The sequence below is a fragment of the Vibrio sp. D431a genome (assembly GCF_030248655.1).
Lineage (GTDB): Bacteria > Pseudomonadota > Gammaproteobacteria > Enterobacterales > Vibrionaceae > Vibrio > Vibrio alginolyticus.
In genome coordinates this window covers 125,672-146,464 of record NZ_JAHGAP010000029.1, presented here as the reverse complement: position 1 = coordinate 146,464, position 20,793 = coordinate 125,672, and the positions used below count along the sequence as shown (strand labels likewise).

At 45.4% G+C, this 20,793-nt stretch carries 18 protein-coding genes; 12 read left to right on the top strand and 6 right to left on the bottom strand.

The features are described 5' to 3' along the window. Positions 1–89: 89 nt before the first annotated feature. The 3 genes from KJB35_RS23350 to KJB35_RS23340 all read right to left on the bottom strand — a co-directional run bounded on the left by KJB35_RS23350 (position 90) and on the right by KJB35_RS23340 (position 3,880). Positions 90–2,117 carry an acetoacetate--CoA ligase gene (locus KJB35_RS23350; RefSeq protein ID WP_213907706.1) on the bottom strand — a complete coding sequence of 676 codons (2,028 nt, stop codon included), beginning with the start codon at positions 2,115–2,117 and terminating at the stop codon, positions 90–92. 87 nt (positions 2,118–2,204) lie between these two features. Next, a complete protein-coding gene (locus tag KJB35_RS23345) occupies positions 2,205–3,131 on the bottom strand; it encodes an electron transfer flavoprotein subunit alpha/FixB family protein (protein WP_005373301.1) in 927 nt (308 codons plus the stop codon). Beyond that, positions 3,128–3,880 (bottom strand): electron transfer flavoprotein subunit beta/FixA family protein, encoded by a 753-nt coding sequence (locus tag KJB35_RS23340; RefSeq protein ID WP_005373300.1) that lies wholly within the window; start codon positions 3,878–3,880, stop codon positions 3,128–3,130. The genes KJB35_RS23345 and KJB35_RS23340 overlap by 4 nt, the downstream gene beginning before the upstream one ends. A 155-nt stretch (positions 3,881–4,035) precedes the next feature. Here KJB35_RS23340 and KJB35_RS23335 point away from each other — a divergent pair, with 155 nt between their 5' ends. From KJB35_RS23335 to KJB35_RS23295, 9 genes are all read left to right on the top strand, one after another. Beyond that, entirely contained in the window at positions 4,036–5,673 is a 1,638-nt protein-coding gene (locus KJB35_RS23335) for an electron transfer flavoprotein-ubiquinone oxidoreductase (protein WP_005373299.1), read from the top strand. Between the two features lie 242 nt (positions 5,674–5,915). Then, positions 5,916–6,716 carry an ABC transporter ATP-binding protein gene (locus tag KJB35_RS23330; RefSeq protein ID WP_005373297.1) on the top strand — a complete coding sequence of 267 codons (801 nt, stop codon included), beginning with the start codon at positions 5,916–5,918 and terminating at the stop codon, positions 6,714–6,716. Further along, entirely contained in the window at positions 6,716–8,668 is a 1,953-nt protein-coding gene (locus KJB35_RS23325) for a long-chain fatty acid--CoA ligase (RefSeq protein WP_154204278.1), read from the top strand. The genes KJB35_RS23330 and KJB35_RS23325 overlap by 1 nt, the downstream gene beginning before the upstream one ends. Then, positions 8,668–9,561, top strand: a complete 894-nt coding sequence (locus tag KJB35_RS23320) for a branched-chain amino acid ABC transporter permease (RefSeq protein WP_005373295.1) — start codon at positions 8,668–8,670, stop codon at positions 9,559–9,561. Before KJB35_RS23325 ends, KJB35_RS23320 begins: the two co-directional genes overlap by 1 nt. Before the next feature lie 11 nt (positions 9,562–9,572). Beyond that, positions 9,573–10,640 (top strand): branched-chain amino acid ABC transporter permease, encoded by a 1,068-nt coding sequence (locus KJB35_RS23315; RefSeq protein WP_005382737.1) that lies wholly within the window; start codon positions 9,573–9,575, stop codon positions 10,638–10,640. A gap of 45 nt (positions 10,641–10,685) precedes the next feature. Next, positions 10,686–11,930, top strand: a complete 1,245-nt coding sequence (locus KJB35_RS23310; RefSeq protein WP_005373285.1) for an ABC transporter substrate-binding protein — start codon at positions 10,686–10,688, stop codon at positions 11,928–11,930. A gap of 80 nt (positions 11,931–12,010) precedes the next feature. Then, a complete protein-coding gene (locus tag KJB35_RS23305; RefSeq protein WP_005373283.1) occupies positions 12,011–12,832 on the top strand; it encodes an ABC transporter ATP-binding protein in 822 nt (273 codons plus the stop codon). Between the two features lie 9 nt (positions 12,833–12,841). Continuing rightward, the gene (locus KJB35_RS23300) at positions 12,842–14,044 is read left to right on the top strand and encodes a phenylacetate--CoA ligase family protein (protein WP_213907705.1); all 1,203 of its coding nucleotides are present in this window, start codon (positions 12,842–12,844) and stop codon (positions 14,042–14,044) included. Between the two features lie 136 nt (positions 14,045–14,180). After that, entirely contained in the window at positions 14,181–14,777 is a 597-nt protein-coding gene (locus KJB35_RS23295) for a methyltransferase domain-containing protein (protein WP_017820352.1), read from the top strand. 288 nt (positions 14,778–15,065) lie between these two features. Here KJB35_RS23295 and KJB35_RS23290 read toward each other — a convergent pair whose 3' ends face one another. The 3 genes from KJB35_RS23290 to budA are packed head-to-tail and all read right to left on the bottom strand — an operon-like array spanning position 15,066 to position 18,339. Next, entirely contained in the window at positions 15,066–15,824 is a 759-nt protein-coding gene (locus KJB35_RS23290) for an SDR family NAD(P)-dependent oxidoreductase (protein WP_017820351.1), read from the bottom strand. Continuing rightward, a complete protein-coding gene (gene alsS, locus KJB35_RS23285; RefSeq protein WP_285358016.1) occupies positions 15,821–17,524 on the bottom strand; it encodes an acetolactate synthase AlsS in 1,704 nt (567 codons plus the stop codon). Before alsS ends, KJB35_RS23290 begins: the two co-directional genes overlap by 4 nt. 29 nt (positions 17,525–17,553) lie before the next feature. Beyond that, a complete protein-coding gene (gene budA, locus KJB35_RS23280; RefSeq protein WP_017820349.1) occupies positions 17,554–18,339 on the bottom strand; it encodes an acetolactate decarboxylase in 786 nt (261 codons plus the stop codon). Positions 18,340–18,436: 97 nt separating this feature from the next. On the opposite strand from budA, the gene KJB35_RS23275 reads away from it, so the two are divergent. The 3 genes from KJB35_RS23275 to KJB35_RS23265 all read left to right on the top strand — a co-directional run bounded on the left by KJB35_RS23275 (position 18,437) and on the right by KJB35_RS23265 (position 20,672). Continuing rightward, entirely contained in the window at positions 18,437–19,318 is an 882-nt protein-coding gene (locus KJB35_RS23275) for a LysR family transcriptional regulator (RefSeq protein WP_017820348.1), read from the top strand. Positions 19,319–19,447: 129 nt separating this feature from the next. Next, the gene (gene hxpB, locus KJB35_RS23270) at positions 19,448–20,173 is read left to right on the top strand and encodes a hexitol phosphatase HxpB (protein ID WP_053349210.1); all 726 of its coding nucleotides are present in this window, start codon (positions 19,448–19,450) and stop codon (positions 20,171–20,173) included. Next, positions 20,166–20,672 carry a hypothetical protein gene (locus KJB35_RS23265; RefSeq protein ID WP_020480907.1) on the top strand — a complete coding sequence of 169 codons (507 nt, stop codon included), beginning with the start codon at positions 20,166–20,168 and terminating at the stop codon, positions 20,670–20,672. Before hxpB ends, KJB35_RS23265 begins: the two co-directional genes overlap by 8 nt. The last annotated feature ends 121 nt before the right edge of the window (positions 20,673–20,793 follow it).

Here is a 20,793-nt window from a genome sequence, read left to right as displayed (position 1 = left end):
GTTTCCACGAAAGTGGGGAGGAGTTATCGAGCGAGCTAAAATATAGTTAGGTTATACCCGTCTGTATTGTGGGAAGACTTGTTGGGTCTCTAAGTGACGGTGGCGCCTTCTATGTTGAAAAGCGTTTTAATTTCTTCCAGCACTTCTGGGTTAGCAATAGCACCAATGTTTTTTACAGCTTGTCCGTTTACCAATTGTTTCACTGCTAGCTCAACCAATTTGCCTGAGCGCGTTTTAGGAATATCACTGATAGCAAAAATTTGTCGTGGGACATGGCGCGGTGAACATTTTGTTTTCAATGTTTGGCGAATTGAATCGGTGAGTTGTTGGGTTAACTCGACGTTGTGAGCGAGTTTTACTAGTAACCAGATTTCTTCAGACTGCTGGTTTAACTTGCCGACAGCGATGGAGTCTTCAACCTCGGGTAACGCGTTCACTTGCTGATAGATTTCAGCGGTACCGATGCGTACGCCGCCTGGATTTAAGGTTGCGTCACTACGGCCATAAAAAATAAAGCCGCCATGTTCGGTTTGCATCACATCGTCGCCATGGTGCCAGATATCGGTAAACTTGCTCCAATAAGCGTTGTGATAACGTTCGCCGTTGTCGTGCCAGAAGCCAATAGGGAAGTTAGGTAGCGAGTTATTACAAGTCAGTTCGCCGCGTTTTTGCGTAATAGTATGTCCATCATCCTCTAGAACACGTGCGTCGATTCCCAGCCCTGAGCCTTGGCATTCACCTTTGTAAACTGGTGAAATAGGGTTTCCAAGTACAAAGCATCCGCAAATATCCGTGCCGCCAGCGATAGAAGCGAGATGCAAGTCCTGCTTGATGTGCTGATAGACATAACTAAATTGTTCTGGGTAAAGCACCGAACCAGTTGAGCAAAGAGTTTTGAGTGACTTCAGGTTATGTTCTAGTTTTGGAGAGCAGTTTGCCTGTTCCAGTGCTTCTAAGTATTTCGCTGAAGTACCAAACAGCGACACGCTATGTTCTTCTGCTAATTGCCATAAGACGGAGTGATCAGGGTAAACCGGACTACCGTCGTAAATCACTAAGGCTGCACCACTCGCAAGAGCGGAAACATGCCAGTTCCACATCATCCAACCACATGTTGTGTAGTAGAAAACCTTGTCTTGCGATTTGATGTCGCAATGCAGTTGATGTTCTTTGAGGTGATTGAGCAAGGTACCGCCTGCGGAATGGACAATACACTTAGGTTGACCTGTTGTACCAGAAGAATACAAAATGAATAACGGGTCATTAAACAGCATTGGTTGATATTGAATTGATTGTGGAGAAAAGTGGTGAGTAATATCGGACCAAGAGACAAAGTCAGAAGTGGTAGCTCTCTTAGCGTTTTGTAAATATTCGATTTGGCATACGCTAATAGTAGTCTCTTCGGAGGCACTGCTTAACTTACTACTAAGAGTGGTGTTCTTGTCCGTCATATCGAAAGCTTTGCCTCCGAACTGGTAGCCATCACAGCAAAAAAGAACTTTCGGCTTAACCTGACCAAAACGCTCTACGACGCTATCGATACCAAAATCAGGAGAGGTTGAAGTCCAAATAGCGCCAAGGCTTGTAGTAGCCAACATGGCTATAACGGTTTCAGGAAGGTAGGGCAAATAACCCGCAACGACATCGCCTTTACCGACACCACAATTGAGTAGCCATTGTTGAATGGCAGAAACTTGTTCAAGCAACTGTTTACCGGTGAGTTGTCGGTGTTCACCGCTTTCATTGCTAAAAACAATAAACTCACGCTCTGGTGATTGCTCAGCCTGAGATAGGAGGTTCTCTGCGTAGTTCAGCGTGGCGTCAGCAAACCATACTGTGTCTCTATTTACATGGTGATGATTAGAACCTGTTTGTGTCCATTTGGGACTGCCAAGGCTCTTGATTTGCGAACCTATATCTCCGATTACGTTGCAAAACTGCCAAGTATGTCGCCAAAATTCATCATTGTGCTCAATGGACCACTGGTGTAGAGACGTGTAATTGTTGATTACGGTACCTTCGGCTTTGTCTTTATTAACCTTTTCGATGAACCGTAATAAGTTGCTATTGCTGACGCGCTCAGCAGATGGTGACCAAATAGGTGCAGAATTTGGCATAGGTCCCTCTAATTTCAATTCTTTTGAATATGACCAAAAACAAAATAAAGGGGCGAACATAGCGGTGTTCGCCCCTTATCTGATCGTTTAAAGTTGTTCGGCAAGCTGAGGTAGTACCTCAAATAAATCACCAACCAATCCATAGTCGGCAACTTCAAAGATAGGAGATTCTGGATCTTTGTTGATCGCGACAATCACTTTGGATTCCTTCATTCCTGCAAGATGCTGGATGGCACCGGAAATCCCAACCGCTATATAAAGCTTAGGTGCAACGATTTTACCGGTTTGACCCACTTGTAAGTCGTTGGCAACAAACCCGGCATCAACTGCCGCGCGAGAAGCGCCAATGGCAGCACCTAGTTTATCGGCAACTTGTTCGATCAACGCGAAGTTCTCTTTGCTACCGACCCCGCGTCCACCTGACACAACCACCTCTGCCGCGCTTAATTCAGGACGTTCTGACACGGTTTTATCGACAGAAACCAATTCAACCATTGGAGCTGAGATAGTGACCTGCTGATGCTTAATATCAGCTTGGTTGTGACAAGTAACCGGCTCAAACGCAGACGCGCGCACGGTGATGACGCGAACCTTGTCGCTGGTGGTCACTTTGGCAAATGCGTTTCCTGCGTAAATAGGGCGGATAAAAGTGTTTTCATCGATAACTTGGACAATATCGGAAATTTGCCCAACGCCGAACTTCGCTGCTACTCGCGGTGCAAGATCTTTCCCTTTTGATGATGAGCTAGCCCAGATTGCGTCAAAACCTTCAGCAACACTCACTACAATAGGTGCGATACTCTCGGCAAATTGATGCTTAAGTTGCTCATCATCGACACAAATTACGTTTGATATACCATCAACGCGACAAGCTTGTTGAGCGACTTCTTCACACTGGTGGCCCACTACGATCAAAACATTGTCTTGGCTGACTTGTTTTGCTGCATTAACCACTTTGAGTGTGTCAGCATGCAATTGGTTATTGTCATGCTCTGCTATGATTAAGTTCTTCATGAAATCACCTTCGCTTCGTTACGCAGCTTATCGAGAAGCTCTGAGACAGATTCAACCTTGATGCCACCTTTTCTTTGCGCTGGCGGTGTGATTTCTTGAATGGTTTGGCTAAATACCACTTCAACACCCAGACTGTCAGGTGTGATGGTATCTAACGGCTTGCGCTTAGCTTTCATGATATTAGGCAAAGAGGCAAAACGCGGTTCATTCAGGCGTAAGTCAGTACTGATCACCGCAGGTAAGTTCATCGCGACCGTCATCAAGCCGCCGTCCACTTCTCTCACGACCTGAACTTTTTGATCTTCTATCTTCACGTCGGAAGCGAAAGTTGCTTGAGGCCAGTCAAGTAGGGCGGCCAGCATCTGAGCCACTTGGTTGTTGTCCGTATCAATGGATTGTTTACCCGTAATCACAAGCTGTGCTTGTTCTTGCTCAACCAGAGCTTTGAGCAGCTTAGCGACGACCAATGGCTCTATTTTGTCTTCAGTATCGATATGAATAGCGCGATCGGCACCTAACGCAAGCGCAGTACGTAGTTGCTCCTGACACTGGCTACCGCCGGCACTGACAACGATGACTTCATCTGCAATACCTTGCTCCTTTAGTCGTACGGCTTCTTCAACGGCTATTTCGCAAAATGGATTAATCGTCATCTTGACGTTATTGGTTTCAACATCGCTATGGTCCGCTTTCACGCGAACTTTAACGTAGGGATCAATGACCCTTTTGATTGGCACTAGTATTTTCACGTTAGATTCCTTTTACAGTGAAGACTATGTGTTTACAGTGAAGACGATGTGATGACGTCTTTAAAATGATGTTAATTTACCTTTACGTTTGCGTCAACTTTAAATATATTGTTGATTAACAAGTTGGCAACATGCAAAGAAAAAGGAATGCAATCATGGAAAGAGACTGCATGGAATTTGATGTTCTGATTGTAGGCGCAGGTCCCGCAGGCTTGTCTGCGGCATGCCGAATCAAACAATTAGCAGCAGAAAAAGAACAAGACCTCTCTGTTTGCGTGGTAGAAAAAGGCTCTGAAGTTGGAGCGCATATTTTATCGGGTGCGGTGTTTGAAACGCGAAGTTTGGATGAGCTTTTTCCCGACTGGCAAGAGAAAGGCGCTCCGCTCAATACCAAAGTAAACCAAGATAAAACCTACTATCTAGGCAATGACATCAATGGTCATGAACTGCCTTCTTGGGCGGTGCCTAATACGTTACATAACAAAGGTAATTACATCATAAGTTTGGGCAGTCTATGCCGATGGATGGCGTTGCAGGCTGAGAACTTGGGGGTGGAGATCTACCCAGGTTTTACCGCCAGTCAAGCGATCATCGATGAAGATAGTCGTGTTTGTGGCGTGATCACGGGCGATATGGGGTTAGACAAAAATGGTGAACAAAAAGGAAATTTCGAACCTGGTATTGAACTGCGAGCGAAGTTTACTTTATTTGCTGAAGGCGCACGGGGGCATATTGGTAAGCAGTTGATTAACCGATTTAATCTTGCTGAAGAGAAAACGCCTCAACATTACGCTATCGGTTTTAAAGAGCTGTGGGAAATCCCATCAGAGCAGCATCAGCAAGGTTTAGTAGTGCACGGATTAGGTTGGCCGCTATCAAATGAAGCTACAGGTGGCAGTTATCTCTACCATTTAGAGGGAAACCAAGTTGCCGTCGGGTTGATTGTTGACTTGAATTATAAGAATCCGCACTTGAGTCCATTTGATGAGTTTCAACGTTTTAAACACCACCCGTTGATTGAGCAATACCTCAAAAATGGGAAGCGTATTAGCTATGGCGCAAGGGCGATCACCAAGGGTGGCTTTCATTCGCTTCCCACTCAGCAATTTGCTGGTGGTTTATTAATTGGATGCGATGCAGGAACACTTAACGGCGCTAAAATCAAAGGCACACACACGGCAATAAAATCTGGCATGCTTGCCGCTGAAGCAGTATGTGAAGCCCTTGAGAGTCAGTCAGTTACTGCTGATTATCAAAAGCATTTCAAACAGTCTTGGCTGTATGAAGAGCTTTATCAAGCACGTAACTTCTCAAGTGGCATTCACCGCTTTGGATCGTGGCTGGGCGGTGGTTTAGCGCTGCTGGAACATAACGTATTAAAAGGCAAAGCTAAGTGGCATATCCGCTGTGATAAGCCTGATCATCAGTCTCTGTTATTGGCGGAAAGCAGCAATGAAATTGTCTATCCGAAGCCTGATGGCGTGTTAAGTTTCGATCGCCTCTCTTCTGTTTATCTATCCAATATCTTCCATGAGGAAGATCAACCATGCCACTTACGACTGGAGAACCAGCGGATCCCTATTGAGCAGAACCTTGAATTATATGCAGAGCCAGCACAGCGCTATTGTCCGGCTGGCGTGTATGAAATCGTACAGGGGGAGCAGCAGCCAGAGCTGCAAATAAATGCGGCCAACTGTATCCACTGTAAGACCTGCGACATCAAAGATCCAAGTCAAAATATTACCTGGACTCCGCCAGAAGGTGGTGGTGGTCCGAACTATCCAAATATGTAAGCGTTTGAGAATAATTTTTATTAACAATTTATTTACTTAAAGTTTGCGTTAGTTCAAATCTTTCTCGATGAACTCGATTGCAACTTAATCTTTCAGGCACTATTCTGATTTTAAATTGACGTTTACGTAAACTGAATACAAAGTTGATGCATAGGTGTAAAAGCGGTTACCAGTATCAAAGTTAGGTTTGATCAAATAGTGCTCAATGGAACGCACTTAAAATAACGAAAGGGAGATCAACTATGGTATCGGAATCGCCTCTGTTGCAGGTAAACGATATTTCATTGGCTTTTGGTGGGGTGAAAGCTTTAACTGACGTGAGCTTCCATGTGAATGAAAAGGAAATTTTTTCAATCATTGGCCCAAACGGTGCAGGTAAAACCTCAATGCTCAATTGCATCTCTGGTCGATACACACCAAACAAAGGCTCTGTAATCTTCGCTGGAGATGATGTAACTAAACGGACACCTAGCCAACGAGCTGAGTTAGGGTTGGGAAGAACCTTCCAAAACTTAGCGCTCTTTTCTCACATGTCGGTACTGGACAACATCATGGTTGGCCGACACCACCTACTAAAAAACAACTTCGTCACGGGGCCACTCTATTGGTTCTCTAATGCGCAGAAAGAAGAGATGGCGCACCGCAAATATGTGGAAGACGTGATCGATTTTCTAGAAATCCAGCACATCCGAAAAGCGACTGCAGGCACCCTATCTTACGGCTTACGTAAGCGTGTAGAGCTTGCTCGTGCCATTGCCTTAAAACCTAAGTTACTGCTGCTTGATGAACCAATGGCAGGTATGAACTTGGAAGAAAAGGAAGACATGGCACGTTACATCATGGATCTGAATGAAGAATTAGATATCACGATCATCATGATTGAGCACGACATGGGCGTGGTCATGGACATCTCTAATCGCGTTTTGGTTTTGGATTTCGGTAAACACATTGCTACGGGTGAGCCTGAAGAAGTGATGGCCAACCCACATGTGAAACAAGCGTACTTAGGCGAAGAGTTACCGACATTAGAGGAGAGTGCATAATGGCACAGCAACATAATGATTGGGCAGATATAACCCGCTTAGATACCTTTCCAAAAGTGTTGCAACACAATGCCAAGAACTGGCCCGAACAAGTCGCAATGCGTGAAAAGGAGTTTGGTATATGGCGAGAGTTCACTTGGAAGGATTATGAAAACCGCGTCAAGTGGATGGCACTGGCACTACGAGATTTGGGTATTGGTGAGCAAGATGTCGTTGGTTTGTTAGGTGATAACCGCCCGGAATGGGTATGGGGCGAGTTAGCGGCACATGCGATCAAAGGTTTCTCGCTGGGCATCTATCAAGATTCTATGCACGAAGAGGTGGCGTACCTTATCAACTATGCCAAAGCAAAAGTCGTGATTGCCGAAGATGAAGAGCAATGCGACAAGCTGCTTGAGCTTGGTGATGAAATTCCTAGCGTTGAATACATTATTTACTGCGATCCTCGTGGAATGCGTAAATACGATGATCCAAGATTGATTGATGTTGAACAGGTCTACAAAAAAGGTCAGCTGATTGATAAAGCGGACCCAGACAAATATCTCAATATGGTTGTTGAAACCAAAGGCAGCGATCTTTCAATTCTTTGTACAACGTCGGGTACGACTTCTAAACCAAAATTGGCTCAGCTACACAGTGGCACGTTCTTGGATCACTGTGCGGCTTACTTGCGTGCAGACCCTCGTTCCCCAGGCGACAACTACGTTTCTGTTCTGCCTTTGCCTTGGATTATGGAGCAGGTTTACGTGGTTGGTCAGGCGTTGATTTCTCGTCAAATCGTTAACTTTGTGGAAGAACAAGAAACCATGATGTCCGACTTGCGTGAAATCGGTCCAAACTTTGTGCTGTTAGCGCCACGTGTGTGGGAAAACATTGTGGCAGACGTGTCTGCACGAATGATGGATTCGACACCGTTTAAGCAAAAGATGTACAAACTGGGCATGAGCTTAGCCAACAAAGCGTTAGAGCAGGGCAAACGTTCTAAACTCGCCGAATGGATTCTTTTGCGTGCTTTGCGAGACCGTTTAGGCTTTTCGAACCTAACATCTGCTGCAACGGGCGGTGCGGCGATGGGGCCTGACACTTTCCGTTACCTACAAGCTATTGGTGTGCCACTTAAGCAGCTTTATGGTCAGACCGAAATGTGTGGCGCATACACCGTGCACCAAGCGGATGATGTGGATTACGATTCCGTTGGTGTTGCGTTTGATAATGCAGATGTGAAAGTCATCAACCCGGACAGCAATGGCGTTGGTGAAATCATCGCGAAAAGTACAGGCATGTTTACTGGCTACTTAAACAACCAAGCAGCATATGATGAAGATGTTCAAGATGGTTGGATGCACACAGGCGATGCGGGCTATTTTAAAGATTCCGGTCACTTGGTGGTGATTGATCGTCTGAAAGATATGTCGGAAACCAGCCATGGCGACCGTTATTCGCCACAGTTTATCGAAAACAAACTCAAGTTCTCGCCGTTTATTGCAGAAGCCGTGGTGGTAGGTAAAGGTCGACCTTGGCTGTCTGCCATCATCTGTATTCGCTATGCGATCGTCGCGAAGTGGGCAGAGCAACGCGGCTTGGCATTTACCAACTACACCAACTTATCTGCTCAACCAGAAGTGTACCAAGCGATTCGTGAAGAAGTTCAAAAAGTGAACGAATCCCTACCGGATGCACAGAAGATCAGTAAATTCATTCTACTTTACAAAGAGTTGGATGCCGACGATGGAGAGCTAACTCGCACACGTAAAGTACGCCGTGGTGTGGTTGCAGAGAAATACGGAGACATCATCGAAACCATCTACAGCGACGATCCAAAAGTCGATGTCGATACAGTGATCACTTATCAAGATGGCACTAAAACACGCATTCAAACGTCGCTAGTTATTGAAACGCTTATTGAGCATGAGCCAACACTAGTGGATAGCGAACAACGGAGGATCGCATAGTGAATACGGATTTATTACTGCAACTCGTCATTAATGGCGTGATCGTTGGCATGTTGTATGGCGTTGTCGCCATGTGCTTTGTATTGATTTACAAATCGACCCAGGTGGTCAACTTTGCTCAGGGTGAGTTCCTGTTGATTGGCGCATGGGTATGTTGGGCGGCATTGGTACACCTACAGTTACCGTTTTTTATCGGCTTTTTACTCACGCTCGCGTTCATGATGATTTTTGGTATCGCCGTGCAAACCATTGTGCTCAGACCGTTGATTGGTGAACCGATTATCTCTGTGATCATGGTGACCATCGGTCTATCGATGTTTTTCCAAGCGCTGATGAAGTGGATATTCGGCGTCTCGGCTGTTTCGTACCCGCAAGTGTTCGAAACCAACGTGGTGAATATCGGAGGTTTGAATGTTGAGTTTGCTTACATTCTGAGCTTGATCTTCTCAATGCTCATCATGGGCGCGTTCTACTGGTTCTTCAAATTCAGCAAAATGGGTCTGGCAATGCGCGCAACGGCATTCAACCAGCAAGTAGCCCAGAGTCTTGGCATTTCCATCAAGAAAGTGTTCGCCATCAGTTGGGCTATTTCGGCAATGGTATCTGCAACAGCAGGGATTGTTATCGGTATCGTTAACGGCGTATCTGACGCGCTATCCATTATTGGTATCAAAGTTTTCCCAGCCGTTATTTTAGGTGGCTTAGATTCGGTAGTCGGCGCAATTGTCGGTGGTATTACCATCGGGGTGCTAGAAAACTTGGCTGAGTTTTTTGATAGCCAATACCTGCAAGTGGGTAACTTATACAACATCGCACCATTCTATGTGCTGTTAATCATTCTTGCCTTCAAGCCATATGGCCTGTTTGGTACCAAAGATATTGAGCGTATTTAAGGAGAAATAACATGGCTCAACTTAGCATGCGCCCATGTGGGGATTTTCGAACCACATACAAAAGCGATACGCCAATTTTTGAAACCAAAACCATCAGAAGCCTTGCGATTGCTGGTGTCATCGCCATGCTGGCAGCACCGCTGGTCTTGGATATTTACTTCCTAAACCTGTTTATTCAGATTGCATACCTCGGTATCGCGGCATTGGGCTTAAACATTTTGGTTGGTTTTACCGGACAAATCTCGCTAGGTCACGGTGCGTTCTTTGGCTTTGGCGCCTTTGCATCGGCTTGGCTAAATAACCAGTTTAACATTCCAGTCGTGTTTGCGATTCCGCTCGCGGGTTACTTAACCATGATTGTGGGGATGCTGTTTGGTCTGCCAGCGGCTCGAATTAAAGGTTTATACCTAGCTATCGCAACGTTGGCGGCGCAGTTTATTCTAGAGGACTTCTTTGCTCGCGCAGATTGGTTCAGTGGCGGCTCATACGGTGCAAGCGCGAACCCAATTAATTTGTTTGGCTTTGAGTTTACGACTGACGAAAGCTTCTTCTATATCGCTCTGTTTGCGCTGATCTTCATGTATATGTGGGCATCAAACTTAATCCGTTCTCGTGACGGTCGCGCGTTTGTCTCAGTACGAGATCACTATCTGTCAGCAGAGATCATGGGCATCAACCTAACCAAGTATCGTCTGCTCTCATTTGGAGTGTGTGCATTCTATGCGGGCATCGGGGGTGCACTCTACGGACATTATCTAGGGTTTGTATCAGCAGAAGGTTTCACCATCATGATGTCTATCCAGTTTTTGGCCATGATCATCATTGGTGGCTTAGGCTCAGTCAAAGGTACGCTGATGGGTACGATATTTATCGTACTTCTGCCTGAAGTTTTAGAGTTTGGCGTAACGGGGCTTTCAGCGTTTGGTGATACCACCGCTTTCACTGATGGTCTGGCTTACTTCAAAGAGATGGCGATTGGTTTAGTCATCATGCTGTTCCTCATTTTCGAACCTCAAGGATTATCGCATCGCTGGCAACAGATTCGAGCATATTGGAAACACTATCCGTTCTCATATTAACGTGGAATTAAGTGGAATATACCTCAATAACAAGGACAACGAGTTATGAACAAAGGACATTTAGCGACAACGTTGGTGCTGTCATCTGCACTGTTTACTACCGCAACTTGGGCAAAAGATTCTGTGTTTGTCGGGCAATTAGTCGACTTTTCTGGACCAACTGCCTATGTGAGCAAGCCTTATGGTTCTGGCGTGCGAGACGCATTGCGTTGGATTAACCAAAACGGTGGCATTAACGGTACCGAGCTCGAATTTGAAACAGTAGACATGGCGTACAAAGTACCAGTGGCGATTTCTAACTATAAACGTTGGGTTGCGCGTAAAGACATGGTTGCGCTGCAAGGTTGGGGTACGGCGGATACCGAAGCGCTTATTTCGTTTGTTACCAAAGACAAAGTGCCGGTGTTCTCTGCTTCTTACTCTGGTCACTTAACTGACCCAACTGGCAAAAACCCAAAAACCGCGAAACCAGCGCCTTATAATTTCTTTTATGGTGCGTCGTACTCAGATGCGTGCCGTGCGCTAGTTAAGTGGGCGAAAGAAGATTGGGAATCTAAGGGCAATCAAGGTGCGCCGAAATTTACGCACATTGGCGATAACCATCCATTCCCGAATGCGCCAAAAGAAGCGTGTGCAGAGTACGCCAAAGAGCTTGGTTTTGATGTGCAAAACCCAGTCGTTGTGTCACTAAAACCAGGGGACTTTAAAGCGCAATGTTTGTCGCTGAAAGAGTCAGGCACCAACTACGGTTACATTGCCAATATCGGTAGCTCGGTTATCTCACTAGTGAAGTCTTGTAACACGGTTGGGACAGAGTTCCAGTACATGGCAAACATTTGGGGCGGCGACAAGCCAGTGCTTGAAGCAGCAGGCGATGGCCTTAAAGATTACGTTTTCCCAGGTATGACGGCGTTTTGGGGAGACGATAACGAAGGCATGAAGCTGGTTCGTGAGATTTCTAAGCAGTCTGAATCAGAGCCGGGCGAATTCAGAACTCACCATTACATTCGCGGTATCTGTTCTGCGTTCTATATGAAAGAAGCGATGGAGTGGGCGAAAGATAATGGTGGCATCACAGGTGAAAACATCAAGAAGGGCATGTATGTCCATGACAACTGGGTACCACAAGGCTTAGAAGGTGTTTGTGTCCCTGCGAACTGGAAACCGGAAGATCACCGAGGCACAACAACCGTGAACGTCTTTATGGGCAACAACGATGGCGGCGCAGTTGATATCAAGAAAGTATCACAGGTGACATTGTCACGTCGTGACGATTGGCTAGGTTACTAATCTACGACTTATTAATAACAAAGCTTACTGAAAATAAGGATGGGTGAGAGAACACTCTCACCCTAGCAAGGAGTAGCTTGATGGCTGAATTAGCAACGAATATCGAACCGGCAGAAATACTGCTTTCAGTGAACAACATTGAAGTCGTCTACGACGAAGTAATACTAGTACTTCGCGGTGTGAGTTTAGAAGTTCCAAAAGGGCAGATTGTGACCTTACTGGGGGCCAACGGTGCGGGTAAATCCACAACGTTGAAAGCCATTTCTGGTTTATTGAAAACCGAAGATGGTGAAGTGACGCGCGGCGAAATCAACTTCATGGGCGAGCGTATAGACAACAAAAGCCCGGAAGAGATCGTCCGTTCGGGCATCTTCCAAGTTATGGAAGGGCGACGAATTGTTGAAGATATGACGGTAATAGAAAATCTTCGCTTAGGCGCTTATACACGCACTGACAACGAAGTTGAACAAGACATCGAAATGGTGTTTGACTATTTCCCGCGACTCAAAGAGCGCACTGGCCTGGCGGGCTATTTGTCTGGCGGTGAGCAACAAATGTTAGCGATTGGCCGAGCGTTAATGGCTCGACCGAAGATGATTTTGTTGGACGAACCGTCTATGGGGCTTTCTCCACTGCTAGTTAAAGAAGTATTCAGCATTATTAACAAGATCAACAAAGAGCAAGGTATTACCATGCTTTTGGTTGAACAGAATGCCAACTTCGCTCTTCAAGCGGCCGATTACGGTTACATCATGGAATCAGGCAAAATCGTACTAGATGGCAGCAAGCACGAATTGCTAAACAATGAAGACGTAAAAGAATTCTACCTTGGCGGCGGCGATGAAGATCGCAAGAGCTTTAAGAATCTGAAATCTTACAAACGTCGTAAGCGTTGGTTGTAAGGAGTAAGGATGAACGAACTATTTGATGCGAAAGAATCGTTGTCTCTACAGGCGCGAGAAGAGTCGTTGTTTCAACGTCTGCCAACGTTGATTGAAAATTCGAAAGTCAATAGCGAACATTACGCGGCGCATTTTTCTGGGTTAGAGCCTACATTGGCAAACAATCGTGAAGGGCTTGCTCAGTTCCCGATTACACGTAAGTTCAATGTACCTAATCAGCAGCAACTTAAACCGCCGTTTGGTGGCTTAAATATCGTTGCCATTGGTCAAATGGCGCGTGTTTTTCAGTCTCCTGGGCCTTTATATGAGGCTCAAACGGATGAGGCCGATTTCTGGCGTATGGGGCGCGCGTTTCACGCTGCTGGGTTCTGTGCGGGTGATTTAGTGCATAACACGCTCTCTTACCATTTCTCTCCTGGCGGATTTATTATGGATGGTGGCGCAAGGGCTTGTGGCTGTGCGGTATTTCCGGCTGGAGTAGGCAATACCGAAGCGCAAATAGAGGCAATTAAACAGCTTCAACCTAATGGTTACACTGGCACACCTTCTTATTTGCTGACGTTGCTACAAAAGTACCAAGAGAAATACAATGAGCTGCCTAGCTTTGAGAAAGCTCTGGTCTCTGGTGAAGCGGTTACAGCAGGCATGCAACAGATGTTTGAGGAAAAAGGCATTGCAGTCTTTCAAGCCTACGCAAGTGCAGAGCTTGGTTTGATTGCTTATCAAGTGTCTGGTGAACAAGGATTAGTGATTGCCGAAGATATTATTGTTGAAATCGTTGATCCTGATGGTGTTCCTGTACAACCGGGAGAAGTCGGTGAAGTCGTTGTAACGTCGTTCGATGAGAAGTTCCCGCTGATTCGCTACGCAACGGGAGATTTATCGGCATATCTAGAGACAAGTTCTGATTCTTCACGCACGAATGCACGAATTAAGGGCTGGATGGGACGAGCAGACTCCGCGGTGAAAGTAAAAGGGCTGTTTGTTTATCCGCATCAAATCCAAGAAGTCTGTCGTCGCCACGATATTAAAGGCTCCTTGAAAATTGAGCGCGATGGCTTCAACGATGCCATTACTTTTTGTTGTCATGATGTGCATGTATCAGCAGAGGACATTCAAGCAACACTACAGTCAGTCACTAAACTGAAAGGCAATGTCCAGTTTGTACCGAACCAAGTGGAGCAGCCGTTAATCAATGATCTTCGCAGTTAACTCATTGGTGGCATAAGTGCAGTAGAAAGTGGTTGTCATAAAAAACTAACAACGTCAGACAAAAGGCTAGAAAAGGGATACCACATTGCGCTGCGTATCCCTTTATTTTTTACTACCGCAATCAGGGAGCGGGTAAATGAAACAGGCACCAATGATTAACACACAATTCTGGGATGATTTGTTTATCCGAGGCACTATGCCTTGGGATGCCCAATCGACACCTCAAGAACTCAAGGACTATCTCGACAATTCACTTCATGTAGGCCAGTCAGTGTTTATTCCTGGGTGTGGTGCCGCTTATGAACTGAGCACTTTTATTCAATATGGGCATGACGTGATCGCGATGGATTACAGCCAAGAAGCGGTAAAAATGGCGCAATCAGCGTTAGGTAACTACAAAGATAAAGTCGTATTGGGTGATGTATTTAATGCCGATTTTTCTCACTCGTTTGATGTCATTTACGAGCGGGCCTTTCTCGCAGCACTACCAAGAGACATGTGGTCAGAATACTTTGCTATGGTGGATAAATTATTGCCAAGCGGAGGTTTTCTAATTGGTTTTTTCGTCATTGATGATAATTACCTATCACGCTTCCCTCCATTTTGTTTGAGAAGTGGGGAACTGGCATCTTTTCTAGAGCCCACGTTTGAACTTGTGGAATCCTCAGTGGTGGTAAACAGTGTTGAGGTTTTTAAAGGCAGAGAGCAATGGATGGTGTGGCAGAAACGTTAGTCGTCACTGAGACTTCTTTAGAAAGTATTCGCGGAAACTGTCTGGTTCTTTGTGAATCGCTGATACATAAGTCTTCACTCTATACCTGATGGAATGCTCACATAGTTTGTCGGTTTGTGTGAAACATTAATTTCTCGTTGCTGGTTTAAGTTGTTGAGATATCTCTAACAGCGGTTGAGTGGTTGAGTTTATTGCTGGCATGGGTTGTGTGCTCAGAGCGTAAAGCGACAGATCAGCATCGATCCGAAAGGTAGTAGAACGTCTCTTACTGATCTGTCTATTTCATGCTTATACTATTTTAGGTTGACCATCTGATGCGGTGGCACCGCCGTCTACAGGTAGGTTTACGCCATTAATGAAAGATGCGTCATCACTTGCCAAGAAAGTCACGACAGACGCAATTTCTTCAGGTTCGGCTGCTCGGCCAAGCGCAATGCGCTCATTGAATTTATCGCGGATGTCCTGCGGCCAGCCGTTTGTCATGTTGGTTTTTACTAAACTTGGGCATACGGCGTTAATTCTTACCCCATCCGCACCATGGTCCAATGCCATCGCTCGGGTAAGGTTCACCACGGCACCTTTACTCGCGCAATAGAATGCGGCACCCCAGTCACCACCCAAACCGGAAACGGACGCGGTATTTACCATACAACCTTTCGTTTTTAAGAGTTCAGGCAAAGCAAACTTCGCGCAATAAACGACGCCGTCAATGTTTACACCAGAGATCTTCTTCCAGTCTTCCACACTACCTTCAATCACGGAACCAGGGACATGTACGCCAGCATTGTTTACTAAAATATCCAGTTTACCGAAACGGGTAACAACATCAGAAATCAGTGCTGCGACTTTTTCTGGGTCAGAAACATCAATAGAATGCGCAGACACACGCTGTTTATCAAAGCCCTCAACGGCGTTTGCCAACTGCTCTTCATTCCAATCGGCAAGAGCGACGTTTGCGCCTTCTTCATACAAACGTTTTGCGATGGCCAAACCAATGCCATTGGCAGAACCAGTGACGAGTGCGACTTTATTTTTTAATCCTCTCATGCGATTTCTCCTTCGAAACTTACAAAAACGGGATCTTGATTTTTCTCTGTGCGCGGCAACATCAGTTTGTCGTTGTCGCTGTAATCTACGGGGATAGCCACCACTGCTGGTCCTTCAACGTCCATGGCTTTATTCAATGTCGGTAGCAATTCGTGTTGACTAGTCACTGCGAAGCCTTTCGCGCCAAATGACTCGGCGTAGGCCTTGAAATCAATTGGTCCAAATTTCACACCAGAGCAGCGCTGATATTTGTTGATCTCTTGCATTTCTACCATGTTGTAGGCGTTATCAACCCACACAATATGGACGATATTGCAGTTCAGTCTAACCGCGGTTTCTAACTCCATGCTCGATTGCATAAAACCGCCGTCTCCTGATATCGATACCACTTTGCTACCAGGTTTTAGTAGGCTGGCACCAATGGCCCATGGCAGTGCAACGCCCATCGTTTGTTGGCCGTTAGACACCAGCATTTGGCGAGCTCGAAAACAGCTTAAGTAACGAGCGATCCAGATGTGGAAGCTCCCCATATCAAGGCATAGCGTGGTATCTGGTGTGATGATAGATTGCATGGCTTTAATTAGCGCCAGTGGATGAAACCCTTGCTTGTTATAGACTTTGGGATAAGCCTTGATCACTTGCCGTTGCAGTGCTACCTCTTCCAGTATTGAAAGTGCCGTTGGGGAAAGGCGAGCATATTCAGAGATATAGCTGCCCATTTTATCTAATGACTGCGCAATGTTTCCGACGATTTCAACACAAGGTTGATAATTAAGTTGGTATTCTGCTGGTTCAATATCGAGGTGAATCACTGGGTTGCGGTGGCTGTTCCAAAGCTCAGGGTCATACTCTATTGGGCTAAAGCCGATGGTGAGAATTAAATCGGCGTCCCGCAGTAAAACATCGCCAGGTTGGTTATTAAACAAACCGACACGCCCAGCAAAGTGATGATAGTAATTGATGTCTACCGTGCCGGCGGCCTGGTAAGTGCCGACAACGGGTAGCTGCGTATTTTGAAGAAATCGGGCGATAGCAGCAGCGTTTTGACTGCGGCTCGCGTGAAGGCCAAGTAAAACCACACAGCGCTTTGCTTTACTGATTCGACTGACCGCTTCTTCGATTGCTACGATGTCTGCGCAACCAGGCTGTGTGTAAGGCGAGGGGACAATAATGTCCGTTTGGGTTTGCTCGGATAAAACATCTTGGGGGAGACTCAAAAAGCAAGCCCCAGGACGACCTGACTCTGCGATACGAAATGCGTTCGCCATGATCTCGCTTGCGGCGTCCACATGCTGCACTTCAGCACTGAACTTAGTTATAGAGCGAAAAATACTGACGGTATCCATGCTCTGGTGTGTTTGTTTTTGCTGGTCAGTTCGTTTCACCGCACCACCGATAGCAATCAGCGGATCGCCTTCGGAGTTTGCTGTTGCCACCCCCGTAACTAGATTTCCACAGCCAGGGCCTGACGTAACCATTATGACGCCTGCTTTGCCGGTTAGTCTTCCCATAACGCCCGCCATAAATGCGCCGTTAGCCTCGTGGCGTACCGGAATCATTTGGATGTTAGTGTCTTCAATCGCATCGAACAGTCGATCGATTTTTGCACCGGGAATACCGAAAATGTACTTAATGCCGAGAGACTCTAGCTGTTGAGCGATCAACTGAGCTCCATTTTTATTTGAAGGTTTGGATTGCATTTGTTGTCCTTATTATTTGCCTGACTTTGTTACTTTTCCGCCTTTTCTATGGCGGTATTTATATCTTCCGGAGCCAAATTGGCGTTGAGGAAGTCTGTCGATACTGGGGTATCAATCACTAGCCGTGAGACTTTGCCAATCTGGAGAAATCCTGACGAAATGCTGTAATCCTGGATATGACCACCTCCTTGGCGGTCATCGGTAATAAAATGTTCGTGATAGCCGGGTACATTGATGCCAGTCGTATATTTAGGACTGCGAAAGCCGGCGACCACGCCTTGCTTATGCGTGAAGCGGAATGTTGGTTGTTCTTTGACCACTTCAAGCATTGGTCGATAAGGGCGTGTTTGTTTAGGTACGGTACGAGTACGAACTGAATCGAAAACACCATCAATGCGCACTGCGCAAAATAGGTTATCGCTTGGAACCAGGTCGTCTATGAGGCTATGGACTTCATGACGTGACATGCGCGATGTCAATGGCAGCTCGATATCAGGCTTAAAAAAAGTCATGACAGCAAAGGGCGTTTTTTGCTCTAGGTCTGCCGGGTTTGCGGAGCCATCCGACTTGAGTTGAAAAACTTCCTTATCAAAAGCAATCAACTCACCATCCAATTCATTGAACGTACCTAAACCAAAATCCCCATGTTTCAGCAGTTCTTCTATGGTTGTCGAGCCTTCGTAAACACCAGCGATCAAAGCACTCATTAACGAAGTCTGATAAATCTCACCATCTCCGGTAACGTGATGGTATTCAGAAAATTCTTTCGCTACTTCAAGCGAACAAGCGCATAGAGGGTTATAAAATCCACGCATGAGTAAGACCAGTTATGCAATGAAGAGTATATTTAGATTGACTTCTACACGGTGCTAAATCCAATATAAAAAAGATTTATTTTGATATGGAAAATATATGGAATTTCGCTACCTGAAGTATTTTGTCGCGGTCGCCGAGACTCGTCACTTTACCCGAGCAGCTGAACGGTTAGGGATTGCGCAACCTCCTTTGAGTCAACAAATCAAAAAGCTAGAGCACGAGCTTGGCGTGGACTTATTTAAGCGCTTGTCTAGAGGAGTAGAACTGACCCATGCAGGGCAAGTCTTTTATACGGATGCGGTAAATATTCTTGCTGATGTGGAACGCGCTAAAGCAAAAGCCCGACAGATTGCCCGTGGTGAAAATACGCAGGTTAAAATTGGGTTCGCGACGTCAACATCAACCTGCATTAAGGTATTGGAGAGGATTGGGCGTATTCAAGAGAATGGGGTTCATTTACAGACGGCGGAACTGTCAATGCCAGAGCTTGCCACTCAGTTAAAAAGCAAACAACTTGATCTCGCAATCATGCGGCTACCCTGTTACGCCAGTGAGCCTTTTGAGCACAAGGTGTTGTTTAACGACCCGTTTGTCGCGGTGATTCCGGCGGGCCACGAACTGGCAAAGTATCCCTGTATCCAGATGAAACAGTTGAGAGGCCATAAAATTTTACTGTTTCCACGAGAGACTGGACCCGCATTGTTTGATGGCATGAGTACACTTTTTGCCGACGCAGGAGTAAGGCTCGAACCACAGTTCGCAGCACCGCAACTTCGTACGACGATTGCCATGGCGCAGGCCGGGTTAGGTATTGCTCTCGTTCCGCGCTCACTGGCTGAACATCTCGATGATTCCGCGACAGTCGCCGAGATTGAGGATATCCCTCTCACTAGTCGTGTTGTTGTTGCTTGGGAGGCATCTAATCTCAATAAACAAGCGCTAAAAGTAGCCATGCACATCGGTCATGTTGAGGCTTAAAGATGAGTCATCGAACTGGCTCTGATAGCCACAGGCAAATGTGATACTCTCACTCGTTATATGCAAAGCTATGCTTTGGTTGAATAGACAAATCTTACTCAACGAATAGAACTTACTGAGGATGTACCAATGATATACGCTGCGGTCTTTGATATGGACGGGTTGCTGATTGATTCAGAACCTTTGTGGAAGGAAGCGGAAAAGCAGGTGTTTTCATCAGTTGGTGTCCAAGTGACCGAAGTGCTGTCAAAGCAGACTGCAACTATGACGACAGGTGAAGTAACAAGGTTTTGGTATGAACGTAATCCTTGGCAAGAAAAGAGCCTAGAGGAAGTAGAGAATGCTGTTGTGGATAAAGTGGAGGCATTAATAATTGAAAAAGGATGCGAATTAGAGGGTGTTACAGAAACACTCAAATTGCTTAAGGAAAAAGGGTTTAAGATAGGGTTGTCTACTAATTCACCTTATCAACTCATTCCCATCATTTTGAACAAACTCGGTATTGCCAGTTACTTTGACGCGATATCATCGTCAGACGATGTAGAGCAGGGTAAGCCAGAGCCAGATGTCTACCTTTTAACAATCAATAAACTAGGTGTAGATTCAAGTAACTGTATTGCCTTTGAAGACTCTTATTCGGGTATGCTTGCGGCAACACGAGCAAACATAAAAACAGTCGTGATACCTCAACCTGATAAGTTCTACCAAGAGTTTAATGAAGCCAGTCTAAAGCTGCAAAAGCTATCAGAGTTTAATGAAAGCCATTTGGCGAGTTTAATGGACTTGAATTTGAAAGAAACAATTGCACCAACACCGCATGAAAGTTTTTTAGAAGAAGGACTTGATTGTGAATAGTCGGTCGCTGAAAAAATACCTACTGCCAATGTTCTTATTGGTTTTACCTATAGAATCATTCGCAAAAGATACGACTATGTTGGACGAGCTCAATAATCGATTTGTTACATTTGAAAGGCGATTTGATGATTGTATCAACTCTGCTTCTCAAAATGATATGAGTGAAAACATTGTCGGTCAGATTCAAGCGCTTAATATTGATTTTGAAATTTCGGTTGGCTATTTATACAAACAATCACTTTATTTATGCTCTGATGATGAATTCAGTGATTTAGCAAGAATTATCATGATAATTGAAACCTCCGATAATGATGGATTGCAATTATCAAAGGCAAAAGCTAGTCAAATTAGAAAGCTACTTTTTAGCAAAGTGGATTTACGTTTAGAGTCGAAGTTTCAAAGTTTACCGCAAGATAAAAAGGAAGCATTACTGAGCATTGCGAAAAAGCTTGAACCTTTTGATCTCGTAAGCATGCATGAACGACTTCAGGCAATGTAGACTTATGAAAGAATGTTTTGAGTAGATTCTTAACGCTTGGCTTTTTCATTAAGATTGAGTATTAGGTTCAACGCCTCTAGCTCTTACACAAGATCTAGAGGCATCCATTTTTTATTGACTT